Source organism: Parabacteroides sp. AM58-2XD, assembly GCF_003463685.1.
GTDB lineage: Bacteria > Bacteroidota > Bacteroidia > Bacteroidales > Tannerellaceae > Parabacteroides > Parabacteroides segnis.
This window is the reverse complement of sequence record NZ_QSDP01000014.1, coordinates 17268-36607: the sequence shown is the minus strand read 5'-3', so window position 1 is coordinate 36607 and position 19340 is coordinate 17268. Positions and strand designations below refer to the sequence as shown.

At 47.3% G+C, this 19340-nt stretch carries 14 protein-coding genes and 3 pseudogenes; 13 read left to right on the top strand and 4 right to left on the bottom strand.

What is annotated here, in order from left to right; translation table 11 throughout:
• Positions 1-19: 19 nt before the first annotated feature.
• The 3 genes from DXA15_RS05245 to DXA15_RS05235 are packed head-to-tail and all read left to right on the top strand — an operon-like array spanning position 20 to position 4135.
• On the top strand, positions 20-1813 hold the full coding sequence (locus tag DXA15_RS05245) for an NADH-ubiquinone oxidoreductase-F iron-sulfur binding region domain-containing protein (RefSeq protein ID WP_128133351.1): 1794 nt from the start codon (positions 20-22) through the stop codon (positions 1811-1813).
• Between the two features lie 39 nt (positions 1814-1852).
• A complete protein-coding gene (locus tag DXA15_RS05240; RefSeq protein ID WP_128133350.1) occupies positions 1853-3643 on the top strand; it encodes an NADH-dependent [FeFe] hydrogenase, group A6 in 1791 nt (596 codons plus the stop codon).
• A gap of 3 nt (positions 3644-3646) precedes the next feature.
• Positions 3647-4135, top strand: coding sequence for an NAD(P)H-dependent oxidoreductase subunit E (locus tag DXA15_RS05235; RefSeq protein ID WP_007656762.1), 489 nt, complete (start codon positions 3647-3649; stop codon positions 4133-4135).
• Positions 4136-4630: 495 nt separating this feature from the next.
• Here DXA15_RS05235 and DXA15_RS05230 read toward each other — a convergent pair whose 3' ends face one another.
• The gene (locus DXA15_RS05230) at positions 4631-5602 is read right to left on the bottom strand and encodes a YgcG family protein (RefSeq protein ID WP_128133349.1); all 972 of its coding nucleotides are present in this window, start codon (positions 5600-5602) and stop codon (positions 4631-4633) included.
• A gap of 21 nt (positions 5603-5623) precedes the next feature.
• Positions 5624-6223 (bottom strand): LemA family protein, encoded by a 600-nt coding sequence (locus tag DXA15_RS05225; protein ID WP_128133348.1) that lies wholly within the window; start codon positions 6221-6223, stop codon positions 5624-5626.
• A 250-nt stretch (positions 6224-6473) separates the two neighbouring features.
• Between DXA15_RS05225 and DXA15_RS05220 the strand changes: the two are divergent.
• The 9 genes and pseudogenes from DXA15_RS05220 (at position 6474) to DXA15_RS27535 (ending at position 16281) form a co-directional block, all read left to right on the top strand.
• Positions 6474-7846, top strand: a pseudogene (locus DXA15_RS05220) (cytochrome c peroxidase).
• Positions 7847-7869: 23 nt separating this feature from the next.
• Positions 7870-8333, top strand: a pseudogene (locus DXA15_RS05215) (septal ring lytic transglycosylase RlpA family protein).
• Positions 8334-8438: 105 nt separating this feature from the next.
• Positions 8439-9707, top strand: coding sequence for a TolC family protein (locus tag DXA15_RS05210; RefSeq protein WP_128133347.1), 1269 nt, complete (start codon positions 8439-8441; stop codon positions 9705-9707).
• Positions 9708-9746: 39 nt separating this feature from the next.
• On the top strand, positions 9747-10832 hold the full coding sequence (locus DXA15_RS05205) for an efflux RND transporter periplasmic adaptor subunit (RefSeq protein WP_233566860.1): 1086 nt from the start codon (positions 9747-9749) through the stop codon (positions 10830-10832).
• Positions 10833-10842: 10 nt separating this feature from the next.
• Positions 10843-13968 carry an efflux RND transporter permease subunit gene (locus DXA15_RS05200; RefSeq protein WP_128133345.1) on the top strand — a complete coding sequence of 1042 codons (3126 nt, stop codon included), beginning with the start codon at positions 10843-10845 and terminating at the stop codon, positions 13966-13968.
• Between the two features lie 41 nt (positions 13969-14009).
• The gene (locus DXA15_RS05195) at positions 14010-14687 is read left to right on the top strand and encodes a response regulator transcription factor (protein WP_128133344.1); all 678 of its coding nucleotides are present in this window, start codon (positions 14010-14012) and stop codon (positions 14685-14687) included.
• Positions 14684-15862: a HAMP domain-containing sensor histidine kinase gene (locus DXA15_RS05190; protein WP_128133343.1), complete on the top strand. Its 1179-nt coding sequence runs from the start codon at positions 14684-14686 to the stop codon at positions 15860-15862. Before DXA15_RS05195 ends, DXA15_RS05190 begins: the two co-directional genes overlap by 4 nt.
• Positions 15863-15943: 81 nt before the next feature.
• The gene (locus DXA15_RS05185) at positions 15944-16144 is read left to right on the top strand and encodes a DUF6722 family protein (protein ID WP_128133342.1); all 201 of its coding nucleotides are present in this window, start codon (positions 15944-15946) and stop codon (positions 16142-16144) included.
• 2 nt (positions 16145-16146) lie between these two features.
• A complete protein-coding gene (locus DXA15_RS27535) occupies positions 16147-16281 on the top strand; it encodes a hypothetical protein (protein WP_255419922.1) in 135 nt (44 codons plus the stop codon).
• Positions 16282-16313: 32 nt separating this feature from the next.
• Here the strand turns inward: DXA15_RS27535 and DXA15_RS05180 are convergent, their stop codons facing one another.
• Positions 16314-17612 carry a biosynthetic peptidoglycan transglycosylase gene (locus tag DXA15_RS05180; protein ID WP_233566858.1) on the bottom strand — a complete coding sequence of 433 codons (1299 nt, stop codon included), beginning with the start codon at positions 17610-17612 and terminating at the stop codon, positions 16314-16316.
• Positions 17525-18235 carry a hypothetical protein gene (locus DXA15_RS26025; protein ID WP_233566856.1) on the bottom strand — a complete coding sequence of 237 codons (711 nt, stop codon included), beginning with the start codon at positions 18233-18235 and terminating at the stop codon, positions 17525-17527. Before DXA15_RS26025 ends, DXA15_RS05180 begins: the two co-directional genes overlap by 88 nt.
• A gap of 87 nt (positions 18236-18322) precedes the next feature.
• On the opposite strand from DXA15_RS26025, the pseudogene DXA15_RS05175 reads away from it, so the two are divergent.
• A pseudogene (locus DXA15_RS05175) lies at positions 18323-19320 on the top strand (2-hydroxyacid dehydrogenase).
• Positions 19321-19340 lie beyond the last annotated feature (20 nt).

Sequence of the window (19340 nt, the reverse complement as noted above, 5' to 3'; positions counted from 1 at the left end):
CAATACAAATACTTACATAATGGCACAATATAGCAACTATATTTTGGTGTGCGGCGGTACAGGCTGTCGTGCATCACAAAGCGAACTCATACTTCAAAATCTGAAAGAGGCTGTCAGGGAGAACGGATTACAGGAGAGTGTGCAGGTAATCCGTACCGGTTGTTTCGGCTTTTGCGAAAAAGGTCCGGTAGTGAAACTGATTCCGGATAATACATTTTATGTGGAGGTTACTCCCGAAGATGCGAACGATATTGTAAACGAACATCTGATAAAAGGACGTAAAGTAGAACGATTGCTTTATGTAAACCCCGAAACGAACGAACAGATACTCGACTCCAAGCACATCAACTTTTATAAAAAACAATTGCGTATAGCCTTGCGTAACTGTGGTTTTATCAATCCCGAAAACATTGACGAATATATTGCCCGCGACGGTTATATAGCTTTAGGAAAAGCCCTGACCGAGATGACGCCCGGTGAAGTGATTAAAGAGATTCTGGATAGCGGATTGCGGGGCCGAGGCGGCGGCGGTTTCCCTACCGGACTCAAATGGCAGATTACCCGCAAGGTGCAGGCTCCGCAGAAATATGTAGTCTGCAATGCCGATGAAGGCGATCCGGGAGCGTTCATGGACCGTTCTATCCTGGAAGGCGACCCGCATTCCATTGTGGAAGCGATGGCTATCAACGGATACTGTACCGGTGCCAGTAAAGGACTTGTCTATATCCGGGCCGAATATCCGCTAGCCGTAGAACGTTTAAAGATAGCGATACAACAAGCAAAGGAATATGGCTTTTTAGGAGAAAACATATTTGGTACAGACTTCTCTTTCGATATCCAGATACGTTATGGTGCCGGTGCTTTTGTTTGCGGAGAGGAAACAGCCCTGATACATAGTATGGAAGGGTTACGCGGTGAAGCCACAGTTAAACCGCCATTCCCCAGTGAACATGGATATAAAGGTTGTCCGACCAATGTAAATAATGTGGAGACCTACGCCAATATCCCCGTTATCCTGCTGAAAGGAGCCGGATGGTTCAGCAGTATAGGAACGGAGAAGAGCAAAGGAACCAAGGTCTTTGCCCTGGCTGGAAAAGTAAACAACGTCGGTCTGATTGAAGTCCCGATGGGAACGACGCTTCGTGAGGTGATATTCGGTATCGGCGGGGGAATAAAAGACGGAAAGAAATTTAAAGCCGTACAGACCGGAGGCCCTTCCGGCGGATGTCTTACAGAAAAGCATCTGGACTTGCCGATCGACTACGATAACCTGATAGCGGCCGGTTCCATGATGGGGTCGGGCGGTATGATTGTGATGGATGAAGACGATTGTATGGTAGCGATGGCTAAGTTCTATCTGGATTTCACCGTGGAAGAATCCTGTGGCAAATGCGCCCCTTGCCGGATTGGAAACAAACGGCTGCATGAGATACTGCAAAAGATTACATCGGGCAGAGGAACTCTCGAAGACCTCGATAAACTGCGTAACCTGGCCATGGTTATAAAGGATACCGCTCTCTGCGGACTGGGACAGACCTCTCCGAACCCTGTCCTTTCCACCATGGATAACTTCTATGACGAATACCTGGCACATGTCGATGAACAACGTTGTCCTTCCCACCAGTGCCGCGAACTTACCCAGTACTTTATCAATCCGGAGAAATGCAAAGGCTGTACGATGTGTGCCCGAATCTGTCCGGTACATGCCATTACCGGCAGCCGGAAGGTTCCCCATACTATTGACTCGGATGTTTGTATCCGTTGCGGGTCATGTATAGAGAAATGTAAGTTCGACGCTATTTACGTACATTAAATGGTTGACAGTGAATTATTGACAGTTGACAGAAAAGATATGGAAAACATAAAACTAACAATAGATAACAGAGAAGTGGAAGTCCCGAAAGGTACTACCATCCTCGACGCAGCAAAGAGCATGGGAATCCGTATCCCGACACTTTGCCACATGAAACTCGAAGATTTGCATTACGAGAACAATCCCGGCGCCTGCCGTATCTGTGTAGTGGAAATTGAAGGCCGCCGTAGCCTGGCCCCGTCTTGTAAGATGGAATGTACGGAAGGAATGGTTGTAAGGACCCATACTCCCCGGGTAATGAATGCCCGGAAGACAGTGATGGAACTGATTCTGTCCAACCATCCGGCCGGTTGCCTTACCTGTAGCAGCAACGGATATTGCGAACTGCAAACAATAGCCCACGACCTGGGTATCCGTGAAATACGGTATCAAGGAGAACAATCCACCTTTGAGATAGACCGTTCTCCTTCCATCGTCCGTAACATGAATAAATGTATCATGTGCCGCCGTTGCGAAACGATGTGTAACAATATTCAGACTGTAGGAGCATTGACGGCCGTCAACCGCGGTTTCAACGCAGCCGTCTCTACAGCCTTTGAGCGTGATATCGCCGGAAGTACCTGTTCTTATTGCGGACAATGTGTTTCCGTCTGCCCGGTAAATGCCTTGAGCGGCCGCAATACCCAGCAGCCCGTATTGGATGCATTGGCTGATCCGGCTAAGATTGTGATAGCCCAGACTGCTCCGGCTGTACGCACCGCCCTCGGACGTGACTTCGGCTGTGAGCCGGGCACATTGGTTACCGGAAAGATGGTATCGGCTCTTCGCCAGTTAGGTTTTGACTATGTCTTTGATACTGACTTTGCGGCCGACCTGACCATTATGGAAGAGGGAACGGAGCTTCTTCAGCGTCTCAGCAAATATCTTTCGGGGGATGAAGAAGTGAAAATACCGATGATGACCAGTTGCTGTCCCGGTTGGGTCAGCTTTGTCGAGCAGCACTTTCCGGAGTTGCGTGATAATCTGTCTACAGCCAAAAGCCCGCAACAGATGTTCGGAGCCATAGCCAAAAGTTATTTTGCAGAAAAGCTGGGAGTAGACCGTAAAGATATAGTTGTTGTCTCCATCATGCCTTGCCTGGCAAAGAAATATGAAGCCAGCCGTCCGGAGTTTGCCGTAGAAGGAAATCCGGATGTAGATATTTCCATCTATACCCGTGAACTGGCCCGTCTGATTCGTTATGCCAATATAAACTTCAACGAACTTCCCGACAGCGACTTCGACCATCCTCTCGGCGAATCGACCGGTGCCGGAGTTATCTTCGGAACTACCGGGGGAGTTATAGAAGCTGCCTGCCGTACAGCCTATGAACTATATACGAAGAAGCCGCTCGAACGAATCGAGTTTAAGGAATTGCGCGGACTGGAAGGTATCCGTAGCGGAACGATTAACTTTGACGGCGTTCCCGTGAAGATAGGTATCGCCCACGGTCTCGGTAATGCCCGTAAACTGGTTGAAGAAGTAAAAAGCGGAAAGTCTCCTTATCATGTTATCGAGATAATGGCCTGCCCCGGTGGCTGCATCGGAGGTGGCGGCCAACCCTTCCATCAGGGAAGGATGGATGTTTTGCGTAAACGTGCCGCCGCCCTTTACAGCGAAGACGAAAGCAAACCGCTCCGCAAAAGCCATGAGAATCCGTATATTCAGCAGTTATATAAAGAATACCTGGGCGAACCCTGCGGACCAAAGGCGCATGAATTACTGCATACTCATTACTTCGACCGCAAAGAAGTAGTCAATATGTTTTTGGAAACTGATAAAGACGAATAAGCCATGGAAAAGATACATTTGCCCCAACCGAAAGTAAACGAACTGCATGCTATCTGCAAAGAGCATGACAACGACCCCGGCGAGCTAATCAATATCCTGCACGCAGCACAGGAAATCTTCGGTTACCTTCCCCGCGAAGTGCAGGAAATGGTAGCGGCCGAACTGCATATTCCCGTATCCCGTGTGTATGGTGTAGTCACCTTTTATTCGTTCTTTACCATGACTCCGAAAGGGAAATACCCTATTTCCGTCTGTCTGGGAACCGCCTGTTATGTGCGGGGAGCCGAGAAAGTACTGGACGAATTTCAGCGTCAACTGGAAATCAAGATAGGAGAGACCACCCCCGACGGTCTGTTTTCTCTGGACTGCCTGCGTTGTGTCGGGGCTTGCGGACTGGCTCCCGTAGTGACGATAGGAGGTAAAGTCTACGGAAGAATTACACCGGAAAAGGTACGGGATATCCTGTCGGAATACTATATCCGTGAAGAATAAGAGTTTTTCGTTTAAAAGCCTTTGCAGGTTCACTTGTATGCATGAGCGCTTTATAATCAACAGATGGCAAGGCAGAAGTAGTTGTAGGAATAAGCCTTCACCGGATGACAGATGACAGACGATATTGCAAATAGAACTTTTATTTGCAATGCTGTAAGTGATTTGTAGACAGTTATATACGAGTGAATATGACAGATGGCAGATAAAATCCGGAAACTTTTGTGTAGAGAGAAATATTTACTTATATAAAAGGGAAATGAGTAGTTAACAACTAGCTCGTTTCCCTTTATTTTTTATCTCAAAGAAGCATAGAAACTAATTGAAAAGTAGTAACAACGTAAAATTACCCTGTACACCTTACTCCGGTAGGCTGTACAGGGTAGTTAGCCAAGGTGTACACCATAATTGATTATCCTGTACACCCTGGTATTAGTGAGTCCTGACCTTTGTGTTAGTTTGTCTGGACCTGTACTTTAGAAGTCAGGGACCTGGCGTTTAGAAACGGCTGATGGAACCGCCGCCTCCCGAGCGTCCTCCGCCAAAGCCACCGAAACCACCTCCGAAGCCTCCGCCTCGTCCGCTGCCACCAATGATGATAGGGCCTGTGCTACGTCTTAGCCGGCTGATGTTCCGGTTTTTCTTTTCGGTATAACCGCAATTCTTGCAACGGTACGTATCTTCTGCCAGTCCTTCCGACTGGTAAGTAGCCCTCTGTATAACTTGCTGACCGACATATACCAGCGTCTTCTGTCCGCAACGGGGACAGATACGGGGACGATATTTGAGGAAGGATACAAGAATAAAGATTCCGGCAGGAAATACAATCATCATAATCATGAATAACCACAGGGAAAGATTATCACCTTCCGACTGCCTGTTTGTGTTTCCTCCCGTCATGGCGGCACGCTCATAATCGCTTGCCATCAGGTATTGCTTTACGGCGGCTACGCCTTTCAGCATACCGGCACTATAATCACCCGCTTTCAGGTCCGGAATCATATATCTCTGTTGCAGACGATAGCAGATTGCATCCGGGAGGACTCCTTCTATGCCGTAACCCGTCTCGAAAACGACGGAGCGTTGCGTAGGTTCGGTAACAAGCTGTATCAGAAGTCCGTTGTCTTTGTCCTTTTTCCCCAATCCCCAGTGTTGGAACAGGTCGGTGGCAAACATGCGGGCATCGTTATCGCCGATACTTTCAACGGCAACGACGGCAACTTCTATTCCCAGGCTGTCTTCTACAATCTGCAACAGGCGGTTGATGCGGTCGACATCCTGAGGCCGTATGATTCCGTCGGGGTTGCTTACGTGATTACTCCGGTCGGAAAGGCGTACGTTAGGTATCGTTTCGACTGTGTAATCCTTTGCCGCAGAGAGATGTAACGGGAAAAGGGATACGAGCAGTAAGACTGCCAACCATAGAGTCGGCAGATGTTTACCCGTTAGTATTCTATTCAGATTTCTCATCCTTTACCTGAACTTATCGGATTAGAATTCAACTTTCGGAGCTTTCTCCGCACCGCTCTCCGCACTGAAATAGGCTTTCGGCTGGAAACCGAACATACCGGCCAGGATATTGGTCGGGAAACTGCGGATATAGGTATTATAAGACTGCGCCGTTTCGTTGAAACGCTTGCGTTCTACCGAGATACGGTTTTCTGTGCCTTCCAGCTGTGCCTGCAATTCGGAGAAGTTCTGATTGGCTTTCAGGTCCGGATAACGTTCCAGTACGACCATCAGGCGGGAGAGGGCACTGCTCAGTTCCCCTTGCGCAGCCTGGAATTTCTTCATCGACTCTTCGTTCAGGTTGGATGGGTCGATGGTTGTTTTGGTCGCCTCGGCGCGGGCGCTTACCACACCTTCCAGGGTTTCCTTTTCATGCGTTGCATATCCCTTGACTGTATTTACCAGGTTAGGAATAAGGTCCATACGGCGCTGGTATTGGTTCTCCACCTGGCTCCAGGCATTTTTTACTCCTTCATCTTGTGTAACCATTGTGTTGTAAGTGCCTTTTACCCAGGAGTAACCGGCAAATAAAAGTACCACGATAATGGCAATTGTAATCCACAAAGCTTTGTTCTTAAACATTTTCTTTTTGCTTTAATTGTTATACATAGTGTTGCAAAGCTATATAAAAAACAGGACAGGAGAAGAAACTGTTTTGCACAATTATCGTTTGGGACGAAATTTATCAGTATTGTACCAATGGGAGAATCATTGCGGACGAAGTAATATAGACGCAGCCTATCTTGCCATAAATAAAACCTATCACCCTTGTGAAGATATCTTAATAAATATAACTACTTTTGCATAAACAAATCTCAAACAACCAATAATTATGCGTAACACTAGTTTTAGTAAGATGGCGGTACTTCCTGCCGGACTGCTTACGTTGGCTTTGACAATGCCTTCGTGCTCATCCAATGAGTACAAGAAACATGAGGGCGACAAGGCAAAACAGGTAGCTTCGATTATCCGCAACAACGGATGTATGGAATGTCACTCGGCTACCGCAAATGTTCCTTTTTATGGAAAGTTGCCGGTTATCGGTCCGGTTGTACAGGCTGATATGAAAGAAGGTACACATTATCTGGACCTTACAGCGATGTTAACAGCACTGGATAACGGACAGCCTGTGTCGGAAGTCGATTTGGCGAAAGTGGAGAACACTGCCCTGAGCGGTTCGATGCCCCCAGCCAAATATTACACAGTGCACTGGGGAACCAGCCTGAATGACGACGAAAAAGCGGTCATTATCGCCTGGGCGAAAGATGTCCGTAAGAACAATTATGTATCGCCTACCGTAGCAGAAGAGTTTGCCAACGAACCGGTTCAACCGTTGATGGCTGCTATCCCGACCGATTCGGCTAAGGTTGCTTTAGGATTTGATTTGTATCACGACACACGCCTGTCGGGTGATAACACGGTTTCGTGTGCCACCTGTCACGGATTGAATACGGCCGGAGTAGACCGCAAGCAGTTCTCGGAAGGTATCCACGGCCAGTTCGGCGGAGTGAATGCACCGACTGTTTATAATGCGGCACTCAACTTCGTGCAGTTTTGGGACGGACGCGCTGCCGACCTGAAAGAGCAGGCTGCCGGACCTCCTTTGAACCCGGTGGAAATGGGTAGCGCTTCATTCGACGAAATCTGTGCCAAGTTGGCTGAAGACAAGGAGTTGAGCAAACGCTTCCTTGAAGTATTCCCCGAAGGATTTACGCAGTCGACGGTAACGGAGGCTATCGCTGAGTTTGAAAAGACGTTGCTTACACCGAGCCGTTTCGACAAATACCTGCAAGGAGACAAGAATGCCCTTACAGCCGAGGAACTGGAAGGTTACCAGTTGTTTAAAGACAATAAGTGCGCGACTTGCCACGTCGGTATGAACCTAGGCGGACAGTCGTATGAATATATGGGTATCAAGGATAATTATTTCGATTACCGCGGCACTGGCTTGACGGATGGTGACAACGGACGCTGGGCAGTGACCAAGAACGAGGCTGAGCGCCATAAATTCAAGACACCTACACTGCGTAATGTAATGCTAACAACGCCTTATATGCACGACGGTCGATAACCACAATAGAGGATGCTATCCAGGTGATGCATGAGTTCCAGATTGGAAAACGTATCTCGGATGCCGAAACGGCGAAGATTGTGGCGTTCCTCGGTACGTTGACCGGAGAGTATAACGGAGAGTTGCTTCAATAATACAAATTAGTTATATAATGCACATGCCCTTCCGCTTGTTCCATATCGTTCTTCTGCTGATTGCTTTGCAAAGCACAGGGGGCGTATGGGGACAGGAGGAGGGGTTTGCTTCTTATTACCATGAACGTTTTCACGGTCGGAAATCATCGAGCGGCCGTATCCATGACAAAGACGAGATGGTTGCCGCCCACCGCACTTATCCTTTCGGTACTTATCTGCGTGTCACCAACCTTGAGAATATGAAAAGCGTGATAGTCTGCGTCACCGACCGCGGTCCACACCGCAAGGGACGGATTATTGACGTATCCTCGGCGCTGCGAAGCTGCTCGGGTTCAAGAAGAAGGGGATTGCCCGTGTACGAGTGGAAGAGGTCCCTGGCCCTATAGATTTGCGCTGGCTGGAACTTATCTATCCTAAATTTCCTCCGACACTTACCACAGAGGATATGATGCCTAAACCTCCGTACCGCATGATAATGAATGATTGAAGCGGTTCTAATCAAATTCTAATTTCAACTAAGAGGATTCTAATCGGATACGTAGGGACGTAAAACGCTCCGCCTTATACCTTTGCGCTCAAAAAAGAGATGCACATGGGTAAACGATTCATTCTTTTATTACTTGTCTTACCGGCATTCTGCTATGTCACCAGGGCAGAGTGCCAATCCGTCAAACTTACTTTACAGGAAGCCGGGCAGCGTTTCGCTGCCTGCAATCTCGAACTGATTGCGGAGCGTTATAATATCGACATAGCCGAGGCTGGAGTTATCCAAGCCAAACTGTTTGAAAACCCGGTCATTTCGCTGGAACAGAATGTCTACAACCGTCTGAACGGGAAGTATTTTGACGTCGGGAAGGAAGGCGAAGCCGTGGTAGAGATTGAACAGCTAATCTATATTGCAGGACAACGCAACAAGCGGGTGCGGGTGGAGAAGCTAAACAAGGAGATGGCGGTCTACCAGTTTGAAGAGGTGTTGCGCACGTTGCGCAGCGAGTTGAACAGCAAATTCATTGAGATTTATTATACCCGGAAATCACTTTCAGTCTACGACAAGGAAACCGGATACCTGGAACGACTCCTGGAAGCAATGAAGGAGCAGAATGAGAAAGGAAATATCTCCCTGCTCGAAAAGTCGAGGATACAGGCACTTTTGCTTTCTCTGCAACAGGAGAGGAATGATGCGTTGAACCGGCTTATCGCCTTGCAAGGGGATATGCGATTGCTGCTGGGGTTGGAGGCAGACGAGGCGTTTGAGCCGGTCTTCGATGCGTCGGTACTGAAACAGATGGATACCGGGGCAGTTTCTTTTGCGGAACTGGCGGAACGGCTTGCCGGACGACCGGATATGAAGATGGCGCGAACGAATATACAGGTGTCACGTGCCAATGTGAACTTGCAAAAGTCGCTGGCCTTTCCCGAAGTAAGCCTGAAAGGGTCTTACGACAGGGCGGGTAACTTCTGTGATAATTACTTTGCCGTAGGACTGAGCATCTCGGTTCCTGTCTTCAACCGCAATCAGGGGAATATCAAATCTGCCCGCCTTACCGTACTGCAAAACACGAATCGGGAAGAACTTGCCCGCCGGCAGGCAGAAACAGAGCTTTTCACCAGCTATGCACGACTGGAGAAGGCGGTCAAACTGTATCGTTCTTCCAACTTTGAACTGGAACGCGACTTCGGGACTATCATCGAGGGGGTAAACAGCAACTACCAAAAACGTAATATCAGCCTGCTGGAGTTTATCGACTATTATCAGGCGTATAAAGAAACCTGCCTGCAACTTTACCAGACGGAGAAAGATGTGTTCCTCGCCATGGAGGAGGTCAACACCGTGACGGGTAGCGACGTGTTCAGCTATTAATGACTAATGAATATTGAATATAAGGATATGAGAAATAGAATGAAAAAGAATTGTATTGTATGGACGCTGTTGCTGCCGTTACTGATAGGGTGCGGTAGGAAAACTGGCGGGCAGGAGGAAGCACCGGTACCTTTGATGTTGACCGACAGTTTGCAGAAAGTGGTTTCGGTCGAGACTGTGCATGAGATGCCCTTGAGCAATGAGTTGCTGTTGAATGGGCGTGTCGGTTTCAATCCGGAACAACTGGCACGTGTCTATCCCATCTTCGGAGGAAATATCACAGAGGTGAATGTCGAGATGGGCGACTATGTAAAGAAAGGAGATATACTTGCCATTATCCATAGCAGCGAAGTGGCTGATTACGAGAAGCAGCGTAAGGAGGCGAGGCAGCAGATTATACTTGCCGACCGCAATCTGGAAGCTACACGGGATATGTTCAACAGCGGAATGGCTTCCGAACGTGATGTCCTTCAGGCAGAGCAGGAAGCGGCAAATGCCCGGGCCGAACAGAAGCGGATTGACGAAGTGTATGCCATCTACCATATTACGGGTAATTCTACTTACGAGATACAATCGCCTGTCTCCGGTTTCGTTATCGGGAAGAATGTAAGCCGCAATATGCAGATACGTTCAGACCAGACGGAGGAGTTGTTCACGATTTCGGGATTGGATAACGTTTGGGTGATAGCCGATGTTTACGAGAGCGATATCAGCAGGGTTGGCGAAGGAGCGGCAGTCCGCATAACGACACTGGCTTACCGGGACAGGGAGTTTACCGGAACGGTTGACAAGGTCTATAATATGCTCGATAGCGAGAGCAAGACAATGAGCATACGGGTCAAGTTGAAGAATGAAGGTTACCTGCTGAAACCGGGCATGTTCACCAATGTCTATGTGCAGACTGATGCAGATGGGAAGGTGATGCCCCGTGTGGAGGCCCGTGCCGTCATATTCGAGAACGGTCGTCATTTTGTTGTGGGGATAGACAGCGACAATGTGTTGCAGCCCCGTGAAGTGACGGTATTCAAACAGACCGATAAGTACTGTTTCCTGGAAACCGGGCTGAAAGAGGGCGACCGGATTATCGACCGGAATGCTCTTTTGGTTTATAACGCTTTAAAGTAAACGAGGAACGATGCATACATTTATAGATAACATAATAGCTTTCTCGCTGAAGAATAAGTTCTTTATCTTCTTCTGTACCGCCATAGCCGTGATAGCGGGAGCGGTGAGCTTTATCCATACGCCTGTCGACGCCTTTCCTGATGTGACGAACACGAAGGTGACAATCATTACCCAATGGCCGGGACGCAGTGCGGAAGAGATAGAGAAGTTTATCACTATCCCCATCGAAATAGCGATGAATCCGGTGCAGAAGAAGACAGATATCCGCAGCACGACGCTGTTCGGCCTTTCGGTCATCAATGTGATGTTCGACGATGACGTGGATGACTTCTATGCCCGCCAGCAAGTATATAACTTGTTGAATGATGCCGACCTGCCGGAAGGTGCCACGCCGGAGGTACAGCCTCAGTACGGACCGACAGGGGAGATTTTCCGTTATACGCTGCGGAGTGATAAACGGACAGTGCGCGAACTGAAGACATTTCAGGACTGGGTAATCGAGCGTAAGCTGCGGGCGGTGCCGGGAGTGGCGGATATCGTCAGCTTCGGTGGCGAGGTGAAAACGTTTGAAGTGAGTGTTAACCCGAACCAGCTAATCAACTATAACGTGACGTCTCTGGAACTGTTCGACGCGATTGCAAAGAGTAATATTAATGTAGGGGGAGATGTGATTACCAAAAGTTCGCAGGCTTATGTGGTACGCGGTATCGGACTGATTAACGATACGAAGGAGATTGAGAATATCGTAGTCAAGAACATCAACGGCACACCTATCCTGGTGAAACATCTGGCAAACGTTCACGAATCGAGCTTGCCCCGGCTGGGACAGGTGGGACGCATGGAAGAAGACGATGTCGTGCAGGGGATTGTCGTCATGCGGAAAGGAGAGAATCCGGGCGAAGTGATTGCCGCCCTGAAAGAAAAGATAGCGGACATACAGGAAAATGCGTTGCCGGAAGATGTGCGGATTGTGTCATTCTACGATCGCGAGGACCTGGTGGACCTGGCGGTGCGGACGGTGACGCATAACCTGGCCGAAGGTATTTTGCTGGTAACTTTCATTGTGTTGATTTTTATGGCAGACTGGCGTACAACGGTGATTGTATCCATTATTATCCCGTTGGCGCTGCTCTTCGCTTTTATCTGTCTCCGGGCGATGGGAATGAGTGCAAACCTGCTTTCGATGGGGGCAATCGACTTCGGTATTATTATCGACGGGGCGGTCGTGATGGTGGAAGGGTTGTTTGTGGCTCTCGACCGGAAGGCGCGTGAGGTGGGAATGCCTGCCTTCAATGTGATGAGTAAGATGGGACTGATTCGCCAAACAGCGAAAGACAGGGCGAAGGCGGTGTTCTTCTCCAAGCTAATTATTATTACGGCACTGGTTCCGATATTCGCTTTTCAGAAGGTGGAAGGGAAGATGTTCAGTCCGCTGGCATATACGCTCGGGTTTGCCTTGCTGGGGGCTTTGATATTTACGTTGACATTAGTCCCGGTGCTTTCTTCGATGCTGTTGAAAAGGAATGTGCGTGAAAGGCATAATCCGTTTCTGGCGTGGATAAACCGGGTATCCGTTTCTATATTTGACCGTTGCCATGCACATAAGAAGACAACTATTGGTATCGCTTCGCTGGTGGCTGCCGTTGGTTTATGGTGTTTTACTTTGCTGGGGACTGAGTTTCTTCCGCAGCTGAACGAAGGTTCTATTTATATCCGTGCCACGTTGCCGCAGAGTATTTCCCTGGATGAGTCCGTTAAGCTGGCAAACCGGATGCGTCGCGAACTGGCGTCGTATCCTGAAGTGCGGCAGGTGCTTTCACAAACGGGCCGTCCCAACGACGGAACGGATGCGACAGGCTTCTACAATATCGAGTTTCATGTAGACATTTATCCTGAAAAGGAGTGGACCAGCAAATTGACTAAGGCGGGATTGATTGAGAAGATGGAAGACGACCTCGCTATCTATCTGGGCGTAGACTTCAACTTCTCCCAACCTATCACCGATAATGTGGAAGAAGCTGCCAGTGGCGTGAAAGGTTCGATCGCTGTAAAAGTGTTCGGTAAAGACTTGTACGAGTCGGAAAAGAAAGCCGTCGAAGTCTTTAAAGTCCTGGAAACCGTCGAAGGCATCGAAGACCTGGGAGTCATACGTAATATCGGACAACCGGAACTGCGTATCGAACTCGACGAATCGCGCCTGGCCCGTTACGGAGTGGCAAAAGAAGATGTGCAGTCCATTATCGAGATGGCGATAGGGGGTAAGAGCGCCTCGTTGCTTTACGAAGACGAACGGAAGTTCAATATCATGGTACGCTACGAATCAGCCTTCCGCCGCAGTGAGGACGAGATAGGAAAGATATTGGTTCCGGCCCGCGACGGGACGATGGTACCCATCAAAGAGTTAGCCGATATCCATACGATAACCGGCCCGCTGATTATCTATCGCGATAACCATGCCCGTTTCTGTGCCGTTAAATTCTCCGTCCGTGGCCGTGATATGGGTACGGCAGTAGCCGAAGCACAGCAAAAAGTCGACCGGCAGGTGAAGTTGCCGGAAGGCTATACCTTGAAATGGACGGGTGATTTTGAAAACCAGCAGCGTGCTACGAAACGACTGGCACAGGTGGTTCCGGTGAGTATTGCCATCATCTTCGTCATCTTGTTCGTGCTGTTTGGCAATGCCCGCGATGCCGGATTAGTGCTGTTGAATGTACCCTATGCGGCGGTGGGAGGGATTGTCGCCCTTCTGCTTACCCGCTTCAACTTTTCGATTTCGGCAGGTATCGGTTTTATCGCGCTGTTTGGTATCTGTATCCAGAACGGGGTTATCATGATTTCCGATATAAAAGGTAATTTGAAAAACCGCACACCTTTGCCGCTGGCTGTAAAACAAAGTGTGAAAGACCGTGTCCGCTCCGTGCTCATGACGGCTTCGATGGCAGCTATCGGACTGATGCCTGCCGCCCTCAGCCACGGTATCGGATCGGAAAGTCAACGCCCGTTAGCTATCGTCATCATCGGCGGACTGATAGGGGCTACTTTCTTCACGCTCTTTGTCTTCCCGCTTATGGTGGAAGCCTTTTACAGCCGGATGCTGTATGATAAAGATGGAAAGTTATTACAGCGTAGATTGTAAATCGTATATTTGTAATCTGAACGACATAAATAGCAAATCAGATGGCTAAGATATTATTGGTAGAAGATGAAGTGAATATCGCCTCTTTCATAGAGAGGGGGTTGCAGGAGTTCGGTCATGAAGTAAGCGTGGCTTATGACGGTATGGCGGGTTGGGAGTTGTTGCAGAAAGAGAACTTCCAGCTTTTGATACTGGATATAATCATGCCCCGGATGAACGGGTTGCAATTGTGCCGCCAATACCGTCAGTTGTACGGATACCAGTCGCCTGTGGTTATGTTAACGGCGCTGGGTACGACAGACGATATCGTTAACGGTCTCGATGCCGGTGCAGACGATTACCTGGTCAAACCTTTCAGTTTTCAGGAACTGGAAGCACGTATCAAAGCTCTTCTGCGGCGGATTGGAGCGGAGACAGCCACGGCTTCCTTGCGTTGTGGCGACCTAAGTCTCGACCCGACCAGTCACCGGGCATTTCGTAACGGTACGCCGATAGACCTCACGGTCAAGGAATACCGCCTGCTGGAATATTTCATCCTGAATCAGGGTACGGCCTTGAATCGCCTCACCCTGCTAAAGCATGTATGGGATAAAGATTTCGATACTAATACAAATGTAGTCGATGTCTATGTGAATTACCTTCGCAGTAAGATAGACAAGGACTTCGACCATAAGCTGATTCGTACCGTTGTCGGTATCGGTTATATGATGGAAGCATGAAAACAGGGAATAAGATAGCCTTCTTCTATACGGCGATGACGGTGGGTATCATTGCCCTTGTCACGATTGCCTTTTACTTTATTGCGACAAACTATATCAGCCGCCTCTATTATTCTTATTTGACGGAAAAGGCCTATGCAACAGCCGAAAAGCATTGGGAGAAGGATGAAGTGGACGAAGAAAGTTATGCCCGGATACAAAAACGGTATGAAGAGACTTTACCCGTTGCCACCGAGATATTACTGAATGCGGACAGTGTGGCAGAGACGCATGTAACGTTGGTCCGTTATATGACGGAAAAAGAGATTGAACGGTTATATAGGGGCGAGGTAATCACTTTCCATGAAAAGGAAAAGGTCGGAGCAGCACTTTATTATCCGGATAACGAGGGTAATTTTATTGTCCTTGTTATCTCCAACAACCAGTATGGCGGGGATATCCAGCAGCGTATCGGTTGGTTGCTGCTGGCTTTGATTGTTATAAGTGCGGTACTGATTTATTTTGTCGGAAAGCTCTATGCAATCCGTATGGTCGACCGTATTGACGCTGCTTATCAAAGTGAGAAGGCGTTTATCAGTAATGCCTCACATGAACTGAACAATCCGCTTACAGCCATACAGGGAGAGTGTGAGATTAGTTTGCTGAAAGAACGTACTCCGGCAGAATACCAGTCCGCATTAAAACGCATTGCTTCGGAAAACAAGCGCATCATACAGCTGATGAAGCATTTACTTTTCCTGTCGCACGGGGATAAAGAGATACTTAAAAATGCGACCGAGACTATTATGCTGGCCGATTTCCTGATGCAGTTTGTCGGTAACCGTATCAAGTTCACGACAGATACTTTTGCCTTCTGCCTGACGGCAAACCCTCATTTATTAAAGATAGCCATCAGTAATATACTGAATAATGCCTGTAAATATTCAGGGGAAGAACCGATCGAGATGCGTTTGATGGGGTCGGTCCTCGAAATAAAAGATACGGGAATTGGCATTCCGATGGAAGAATTGGAGCGTGTCTACCAGCCTTTCTACCGTGCCTCCAATACCCGAGAGTTTTCCGGACATGGTATCGGACTTAGTTTGTCATTGCGCATACTGACGACCTATGGGGCTAAAGTTACGATTGATTCGGAGCTGAATAAAGGGACAAATGTTATCATAGACTTTGGATAATAATAGTTCTCCTCTCATTTGTTTATTGGAAAAGAATCTTTATCTTTGACGCAATGTTTAACAACTAAAAACTTCGTAACTATGAAAATGAAAGAAAGGACAGGAAACTATTTCCTTGATATCTCTAAATTAATATTTGGAGGTATTATTCTCAGTGGCATTGTGAGTGAACCTATAAACAGATGGGTAATGTATACTCTGGCTACTTTTTTCTCATTATTTTTAATGACAATGGGATTTGTTATACTTAGTAATTCGGATAATAAAGAAAAGGAGAATTAATTATGAATATATATGTATATATCACAGCATTAGGGATGGTTCTCATTGGCCTGTATTTTGTTTGGCGGGAGAATAAAAGAGAGCGCAAAGCCGAACAAAAAAAGCAAGAGTGTAATAAGCAACAACCTGAAGATTAAGAAACGCGAAGAAAACAAAGACATTAAGAAGGCTATAGAGGCTTTTCATCCGGTCCGGCTAAGTAATATTTAGCCGGACCAGTTATTTTCAGGTCTTCGGGACGTACTCCTTCCGCTTCTTCGGGAGTTATCAGTCCGCGGTCGATGAGACGATTTATAATTACATTATAAAATTCAGTATAATATGGTTTTAACTGTAATCCGTCAAAGCAATACCGGACATGTTTCGGTTTGGGGATTATGCTGGCAAGGAAGATACATTCTCCCAAAGTCAAAGCCGAAGGTTCTTTGGCAAAGTAGAAATGCGAGGCTTCGGCGGCACCATAGATAAGCGGTCCCCATTCAACGATATTCAAATAGACTTCAAACATACGTTCTTTGGTGGTAAGACGGTTACTTTCTATCAACCAGACAATCAGCATCTCTTCCAGCTTACGGGCAATCGTCTTATTGCGGCTCAGGAAAACGTTTTTCACCAGTTGCATACTCAGCGTACTTCCGCCACGGGCAAAACGCCGTTCTTTCAGGTCGAGAATCAGGGATTCACGTATCGCGCTCGGAATAAATCCGTTGTGATGAAAGAAACCGGCATCTTCGCTCTGCATAATAGCTAAAGGCAGATAACGGGATACGGCCTGGAAAGGACGGAAAGAGGGATTGCTTTCGCCAATCTTAAATGTACGGACTGGCTCTCCGTTTTCATAAGCCGTATATTCAAACGGCTCATTCATCTTCCTCAGGTCGGTGTTTCCGTATTGGACAATCCGGAAGTTACGGGCAGTAAGCGATGACTCCAGTTGCAGGCTGTCCAACAGGGCTAAATCCATGTCTAATAGGAAATGATACGACAAAGTACCGTCAGCCCTCAATCCTTCCAGGTTGTAGAACAGACCTCGGGGTAAGGAAGCGAACAAATCATTGGCAGGAAAATCCTGTTTATTTACGGAAGCTATAATATGCCAGTCCTGATTTTTCTCAGTCTTCAGATAGGGATGGAAATCCAGCCGGTTGAAGTTGATTAGAGAAGCGCTGTCCAGCTCCAGATAATTCTTTCCGATATTCACCAGGCAGTCGAGCGTGGCCCGGTCCAGTAGAACCGTATCGGGAGAGATACGTTGTTGATGAAGTGTCAGGCCGCTGATATGTGCCTGTCCCCGAACGGTATGCAGGTCACTCTTTTTCTGTATCTGCTCCAGTTTAAAAGCCAGCGTGTCAAACTGTATCTGTGCTCCCCAGCGGTAATTCAGGAAGGGAGGGTAATCTTTGTATTCTCCCGGGCATGCAGTCGGGCCTCTATTTTCTTTTCTTTGTCCTGTAATGAACCTTCGCAAACCCACTCGCTTTGGATACCGTTTTCCGTACTTCGTATTCCGGTGGTGAAATTATTGTCTTTTATCATCAGGGAAGGAATCTCAATAAGAAGTTCGTCTCCTTTATTCTGATAAGAGACGCTCAGGTTTCGTAAAGTAGCGTTATCGGGAAGCAGTTTGAAGAGCAGGCCAAATATTTTGCCTGTTCTCTGTGCAAAATTCCGTTCAGCCCCGGATTGAACAGGAGCTTCCGGAGCTGTTGCTCCATGATACAGAAATTCAAAATTTGAAGTATTGTTATTCTTTATGAAAGAGACATTCAAACCCTCCGCCTCAATGCTTTTTACCGATATCTTAAAAAGGAAAAGTTCGGAAAGTTCCAGTTTAATCCGGAAAGAACGGCTTTGCAGGAAAGTATCTGCATCCAGCGGGATTACAGATACTCCATCGATTTGTATACCGCTCAGGCCGAGCATATGTATATCGTCATAATGAATGGATAACCGGCGTGCTTCCTCTATCTTATCCAGTTTACGGTCTATATATTTCCGTACGAACAGATTCCGTGCGGAAAACAAAAGAAGTACCAGAACAGTTAAAAGAATGACACCTGTTGCAATTCTTTTCCTAACAGGTTGATGCATAATTTCTTTTCGTTTAAAACGGGGTAAAAGTAATGCTTTTTCTCAACATTCGATATGTTTAATCTGTTTTAATAAAAAACAAATAATATGTCATACAAGATTGCATTTTTTGGAGCTAAACCATACGATATAGCTTCTTTCGATAAAGTAAATGAAAAGTATAATTACGATATCAAGTACTTTAAGGGTCACCTTAATCCGAACAACGTTGTCCTGACGCAGGATGCCGATGCTGTCTGCATCTTTGTGAATGATACGGCCGATGCGGCTGTTATAGATGCGATGGCCGATAACGGGGTCAAACTGTTGGCTTTACGGTGTGCCGGTTTTAATAATGTAGACCTGGAAGCGGCTAAAGGTAAACTTCCGGTTGTCCGTGTGCCGGCTTATTCTCCTTACGCCGTAGCCGAATATTCCCTGGCTCTGATGCTTTCGTTAAACAGGAAAATCCATCGTGCTTATTGGCGGACACGTGACGGCAATTTCTCGCTGAATGGCTTGATGGGATTCGACATGCACGGAAAGACCGTCGGTATTATCGGTACCGGAAAGATTGCCAAGATATTGATACGGATATTAAAGGGACTGGGTATGCATATTCTTGCTTACGATGTTTATCCGGATTATAAATTCGCGGAAGAGGAAGGAATTACTTATACGACGCTGGATGAATTATACAAAAATTCGGACATTATCTCGCTTCACTGCCCGCTGACGGAGCAGACCCGTTATATCATTAACGATGATTCAATCGCTAAGATGAAAGACGGCGTAATGATTATCAATACCGGCCGTGGACAGTTAATTCATACGAATGCCCTGATTGAAGGACTGAAAGAAAAGAAGATTTCGGCAGCCGGATTGGATGTGTACGAAGAGGAAGGGGGGTACTTCTATGAGGATAAATCCGACAAAATTATTGACGACGATGTGCTGGCGCGTCTATTGTCTTTCAATAATGTAATTGTCACCTCTCATCAGCCTTCTTTACCAAGGAGGCAATGCATAATATTGCGGAAACGACCTTGCAGAACATCGAAGATATCCGTCAAAACCGTCCTCTAGTGAACGAAGTTATTCTGTAAACAGACTATTTTTTATCGCT